This window comes from Peterkaempfera griseoplana (assembly GCF_001418575.1).
GTDB classification, from domain to species: domain Bacteria; phylum Actinomycetota; class Actinomycetes; order Streptomycetales; family Streptomycetaceae; genus Peterkaempfera; species Peterkaempfera griseoplana.
The window spans coordinates 1-5927 of the sequence record NZ_LIQR01000228.1; the positions used below are offsets into that span (position 1 = coordinate 1).

The window sequence follows — 5927 nt, forward strand, 5'->3', positions numbered from 1 at the left end:
CCCGCAGCCCGGCCGCCCGGCTACGACTACGCCCGCTACAGCCGCCTCGCCGGCCCGCTCACCGAACCGGGCCTCCGCCGCCCCTACCAGGTCCAGTACCGCAGCCTGCTCCGCCTGGAACGCCACCGCGTCCGCGCCGCCCTGCTGCTGACCTGCGCGCCCCTGCTGGAGGCCGCACTGCTGGTGTGGCTGCTGCTCCCCTGGCACTGGCCGCACCGCCCCGGGGAGCAGCAGCTCTGGCTGCTGGCCGGTGACAAGGCGATGATCTCCATCGTGGCGGCCATCGAGGTCTTCCGCCTCATCAACGTGGTGTCCAACTCCCATGCCACCCTGGTCGCCCGCGACCCCGTCCCGGTGACGCCGCAGTGCGGCACCCGGGTGGCCTTCCTCACCACCTGTGTACCCGGCAAGGAACCACCCGCGATGGTCCGGGCGACGCTCCTCGCCGCGCTGCGGGTGCACCACGACGGGCCGTACCACGTCTGGCTGCTGGACGAGGGCGACGACCCCGAGCTCCGGGCGCTCTGCACCGACCTCGGGGTGCGGCACTTCACCCGCCGGGGCGTGGCCGAGTGGAACCAGCCGCAGGGCCGGTTCCGCGCCCGCACCAAGCACGGCAACTACAACAGCTGGCTGCAGGCCCACGGCGACGGCTACGACTTCCTCGTCTCGGTGGACACCGACCATGTCCCCCTGCCGGGCTTCTGCGAGCGGATGCTGGGCTACTTCCGCGACCCCGACGTCGCCTTCGTGGTGGGGCCGCAGGTCTACGGCAACTACGACTCGGCGGTCACCAAGGCCTCCGAGAGCCAGCAGTTCCTCTTCCACGCGCTGATCCAGCGGGCGGGCAACCGCTACGGATCCCCGATGTTCGTGGGCACCAACAACGCCGTACGGATCAGCGCACTGCGGCAGGTCGGCGGCCTGTACGACTCCGTCACCGAGGACATGGCCACCGGCCTGGAGATCCACCGCAGGCGCAATCCGCAGACCGGCCGCCGCTGGAAGTCCGTCTACACACCGGATGTGCTCGCCGTCGGCGAGGGCCCGTCCTCGTGGACCGACTTCTTCAGCCAGCAGCTGCGCTGGAGCCGGGGCACCTACGAGACGCTGCTGCGGCAGTTCTGGCGGGCGGCCTGGGGGCTCTCCCCCGGGCGGCTGCTCAACTACACGCTGCTGGTCTGCTTCTACCCGATGGCGGCGCTCACCTGGCTGCTGGGCGGGGTCTCCAGCGTGCTCTACCTGGGCTTCGGCGCCTCGGGGGTCCACGTCCCGGCGGAGACCTGGATGATGCTCTACAGCGATGCGGCCGCGCTCCAGGTACTGCTCTACACCTGGAACCGGCGGCACAACGTCTCCCCGCACGAGCCCGAGGGGTCCTCCGGGGTGGCGGGGATGCTGATGTCCGCGCTGTGCGGGCCGATCTACGCCGCCGCGCTGCTGCAGGCCCTGCTCCGCCGCACCAGCGCCTTCGTGGTGACGCCCAAGGGCGGCTCGGCCAGCCCGGACCGGCTGTGGACCTTTCGCATCCACCTCTTCTGGGCGGCGGTCTTCGCCGCCTCCCTCGCGGCCTCCTTCGTCACCGGCAACACCCATGCGGCGATGCGCACCTGGGCCGGCATCGCACTCTTCTTCAGTCTGCTGCCCCTGCTGATCCGGGGCGCCGAGCAGGCCCGGGCCGCACGCGCGGCACACCACCGAGGGGGCGACCGGACATGAGGTTCCAGACGACCGGCAGGACCCGGCGGCTCGCCGTGGGCAGCACCGTCTTCCTGGCCGTGGCCGGGATGAACGCACCCGCCGTGCTCGGCTTCGCCGGCGACCAGTACCACCGCTATGTGATCTCCCGGCCCGCCTACAAGGCCGCCTACGGCTTCTGGCAGACCCTCCACATCCCGGAGGCGTTCCGGGTGAACGCCATCCACGCCACACTGCTGCGCACCGGCAAGGTGCTGATCGTCGCGGGCTCCGGAAACAACCAGCAGAACTTCGACGCGGGCACCTTCAGGACCCTGCTGTGGGACCCGGTGCGCAACAGCTACACCCTGATCCCCACCCCGGCCGACATGTTCTGCAGCGGACACGCCTCACTGCCGGACGGCCGGGTCCTGGTGGCCGGCGGCACGCTGCGGTACGAGGCCCTGAACGGCACCGTCAAGAAGGCCGCAGGCACCATGCGGGTCCGCAACGAGAACCCGGACCGGGCGCACAGCTTCCCCAAGGGCACCGTCTTCGTCGCACCGGACGGCAGGCGGTACCGCTCCACCGCCCGGGTGTCGGTGCCCGCCGCCGCCAAGCAGGTCACCTGGACCACCGACCGGGCCGGGCACCGCCACCAGCGGGTCACGGTCACCGCAGGCGAGCAGCATGTCTTCGTGGAGGCCGTCGCCGAGGGGACCGGCTATGTCACCGCCACCGCGGCGCAGTACACCATCCAGGGCCTCACCGGCGACGACGCCCGCAACCTCTACGGCATGGCCGAGAAGATGACCCTCGACAAGCAGGACTTCCAGGGCATCCGCTCCGCCTACGAGTTCAACCCGGACACCGAGCGCTACGAGCGGGTGCCCGACATGGCGCACGCCCGCTGGTACCCCACCCTCACCGGGCTGCCGGACGGCCGGGTGGTCACCGTCTCCGGACTGGACGACACCGGGCAGATCCTCACCGGCGGCGACAACGAGATCTTCGACCCGGCCACCAGCACCTGGTCCAAGGCGCCCGACCACTACTTCCCGACCTATCCGGCGCTCTTCCTGACCGCCAAGGGGCAGCTCTTCTACTCGGGTTCCAACGCCGGCTACGGCCCGGCGACCCAGGGCCGCACCCCCGGCATCTGGAACCTGCGCGACGACAGCTTCACCGTGGTCCCGGGACTGCGCGCCCCGGACCGCATGGAGACCTCGTCCTCGGTGCTGCTGCCCCCCGCCCAGGACCAGAAGGTGATGGTGCTGGGCGGCGGCGGGGTCGGCGAGTCGGCGAGGTCCACCGCCCGCACCGACATCGTGGACCTCTCCGCGCCGGACCCGCACTTCACCCCCGGCCCGGACCTGCCCGCCGGCGGCACCCGCTACCTCAGCAGCGTGATCCTGCCGGACGACACCGTGTTCACCACCGGCGGCTCCGCCGACTACCGGGGCAAGCACCGCAGCGACATCCTCAAGGCGCAGGTGTACCACCCGGACAGCAACACCTTCACCACGGCGGCCGATCCCTCGGTGGGCCGCGACTACCACTCCGAGGCGCTGCTGCTTCCCGACGGCCGGGTGGTCACCCTGGGCTCCAACCCGCTCTTCGCGGACCGGGCCGACACCGAACCGGCCGCCTTCGAGCAGCGGATCGAGATCTTCACCCCCGCCTATCTCTTCCACGGCCCGCGGCCGCGGCTCACCGGCGGGCCGACCGCGCTGCGCCGCGGCTCCACGGCGGTCTTCACCACCCCGGACGCGGCTGGAATCTCCACCGCCCGGCTGATGCGGCCGAGTTCGGTCACCCATGTCACCGATGTGGAACAGCGGTCGGTGGCGCTGGGGGTCACCCGGGAGCAGGGCGGGGTGCGGCTGTCGGTGCCGGCCAGTGCCGCACTGCTGCCGCCCGGCTGGTACATGCTCTTTGTCACCGACCGCTCGGGCACCCCCTCGGTGGCCCGCTGGGTGCAGGTGCGCTGAGGTCACCGCCGGGCGTTGCGCACCAGCTCCAGGGCGTACTCGGGCCAGAAGCGGCCCGGTGCGGGGGCGCCGGGCCTGCACTGCCCGTCGGACTCCCCGGGGTTCTTGACCCACAGATACGCGTCCACCCGCTCGCGGCCGGTGCGGGTGGTCGGCGTCTCGCCCAGCGCCCGGCCCGGCGGGTTGCACCACTGGTCGCCGCCGAGCGGGCCGTTGCCGTTGCGACTGGTGTCGATGACGAAGTGGGCGCCGCCCAGCGCAGCCGAGAGCCGCTGCCCGTAGGCGGCGCTGTCCCGGGTGGAGTAGAAGTTGGCGACATTGACCGCGAAGCCGGCGGCGCGGCCGACGCCCGCTCTGCGCAGTGCGGACGCCAGCACCTCCGGCTGCTTCATCCAGCCGGGGTTTCCGGCGTCCAGATAGACCCGCACCCCGGGGCGGCGGCCCAACTCCCCCACCGCGTCGGCCAGCAGCGCATAGCGCTCCGCAGCGTCGGCGCCGCTCAGACAACCGTCCAGGGTGTGGGCCACGGCGTCGGGCTCCAGCACCACCCAGGCCGCCCGGTCGCCGATCCCGGCGGCCACCGCGGCGATCCAGGAGCGATAGGCGGCCGCGTCCGCGGCGCCGCCCGCCGAGTACTGGCCGCAGTCGCGATGGGGGATGTCATAGGCGACCAGCAGCGCGGTGCGGCCGGCCCGGGAGGCCTCCAGGGTCAGCTGCTCCGCCTGGGCTGCGGCGTCCGGGCCGCCCAGCCACAGCGCGCCCGGCTGGTCGGCGATCCTGGCCAGCTCGGCGGCCTCCTGCGTACGGCCCTCCCGGCGCAGCTCGGCGGTCTGCCGAGCAGCCGAGCCGGCCCCGGAGACATAGAACGGCTGGCCGGCGGGCTGCACCGGGGCCGCCGGCACGGACGGAGCCGGGCCCCGGCCCGGTCCGGACTGCGTACAGCCGGCGGTGGCCGCCGTCAGCAGCACCGCGGCGACCGCGCCGATCCACCCGCGACGCACCCGGCCTCCCCCTCCCCGACGGGCCCGTACCGTCTCCAGCTTGGCACAGCGGTCCGCGGGGGCGGGAGGTTTCAGCGACGGGCCGTCAGGCCTGGTGCAGGTCCGGAATCCGCCAGTCCAGGGGCTGGTGGCCCAGGTCCGCCAGCGCCTTGTCGATCTGGGAGAAGGGACGGCTGCCGAGGAACAGCTTGGCCGACAGCGGCGACGGGTGCGCCCCCTGCACCACCACATGACGGGTGGTGTCGATCAGGGGCAGCTTCTTCTTGGCGTAGTTGCCCCAGAGCACGAAGACACAGGGCTCCGTGCGGTCGCTGACCGCACGGATCACCGCGTCGGTGAACTTCTCCCAGCCCTTGCCCTTGTGCGAGTTGGCCTCGTGGGCGCGGACCGTGAGCACCGCGTTGAGCAGCAGCATGCCCTGCTCGGCCCAGTGCATCAGATAGCCGTTGTCCGGGGTCTCCACCCCGAGGTCCGCCTTGAGCTCCTTGAAGATGTTGCGGAGCGACGGGGGGACCTTGGTCCCCGGGCGGACCGAGAAGCACATGCCGTGCGCCTGGCCGTCGTCGTGGTACGGGTCCTGACCGAGCACCAGGACCCGCACCCGCTCGTACGGGGTGGCCTGCAGCGCCGAGAACACCTCACCGCGCGGCGGGAAGACCTGGTGCTCGGCGCGCTGCTGGGCCACAAAGGCCGCCAGCTGCCGGAAGTAGGGCTGCGCGGTCTCGCCGGCCAGCACCGGACGCCACGACTCGGGCAGCGCGAACTCCTCCAGCGCCTCCCCCTCGACCGGCCCCGCCACCGACTCCGCGTCCGACACGTCCGACACGTCAACGACCTCCCACAGCACGGATCCTCCGGACGGCCGACCTCTGCGCGGCCCTCCCCCTTCAGCAAGCACCGTATACGCCGCCACCGACAGCCCGACCCGCCGCAGGCCGAGCCGGTGACCGTAAGGCGGGTGCGGGGCCCTCCGGCGGGTACGGTCGATCCAGACGCTCCCGCAACCCGGAGGAGGCCGCCGTCGTGAACGGCACCGAGCACCACCCCGCCCCGCTCCCCCGCACGCTCCTCTCGCGGCTGCCGCACCCGGTGGTGCAGGCCCCCATGGCGGGCGGTACCTCCACCCCGGCGCTCGCCGCGGCGGTCTCGGGCGCCGGCGGCCTGGGCTTCCTCGCGGCCGGGTACCGGTCCCCGCAGGCGCTCCGCGACGACATCGCGCTGACCCGGACGCTCACCGACGCGCCTTTCGGCGTCAATG

The 5927-nt window shown here is 72.7% G+C and carries 5 protein-coding genes; 3 read left to right on the forward strand and 2 right to left on the reverse strand.

Features of this window, described 5'->3' with window-relative positions; genetic code table 11:
* Both AOK09_RS17900 and glxA read left to right on the forward strand, forming a co-directional pair.
* Positions 1-1719, forward strand: a 1719-nt coding sequence (locus AOK09_RS17900) for a glycosyltransferase family 2 protein (RefSeq protein ID WP_107101365.1), incomplete at its 5' end; no start/stop codon positions are given.
* The gene (gene glxA / locus AOK09_RS17905) at positions 1716-3668 is read left to right on the forward strand and encodes a radical copper oxidase GlxA (RefSeq protein ID WP_055588214.1); all 1953 of its coding nucleotides are present in this window, start codon (positions 1716-1718) and stop codon (positions 3666-3668) included. The genes AOK09_RS17900 and glxA, both read left to right, overlap by 4 nt.
* A gap of 2 nt (positions 3669-3670) precedes the next feature.
* On the opposite strand, the gene AOK09_RS17910 is transcribed toward glxA, so the two are convergent.
* Complete coding sequence (locus AOK09_RS17910) at positions 3671-4669, reverse strand: glycoside hydrolase family 6 protein (RefSeq protein WP_107101366.1); 999 nt, start codon at positions 4667-4669, stop codon at positions 3671-3673.
* 85 nt (positions 4670-4754) lie between these two features.
* A complete protein-coding gene (ung, locus tag AOK09_RS17915) occupies positions 4755-5441 on the reverse strand; it encodes a uracil-DNA glycosylase (RefSeq protein WP_055588216.1) in 687 nt (228 codons plus the stop codon).
* Positions 5442-5692: 251 nt separating this feature from the next.
* On the opposite strand from ung, the gene AOK09_RS17920 reads away from it, so the two are divergent.
* A partial coding sequence (locus AOK09_RS17920; RefSeq protein WP_322973193.1) for a nitronate monooxygenase occupies positions 5693-5927 on the forward strand: 235 nt, incomplete at its 3' end.

Bases quoted from the DNA above. Each gene is read 5' to 3' on its own strand.
- glxA (WP_055588214.1), top strand. From the start codon at position 1,716: ATGAGGTTCCAGACGACCGGCAGGACCCGGCGGCTCGCCGTGGGCAGC.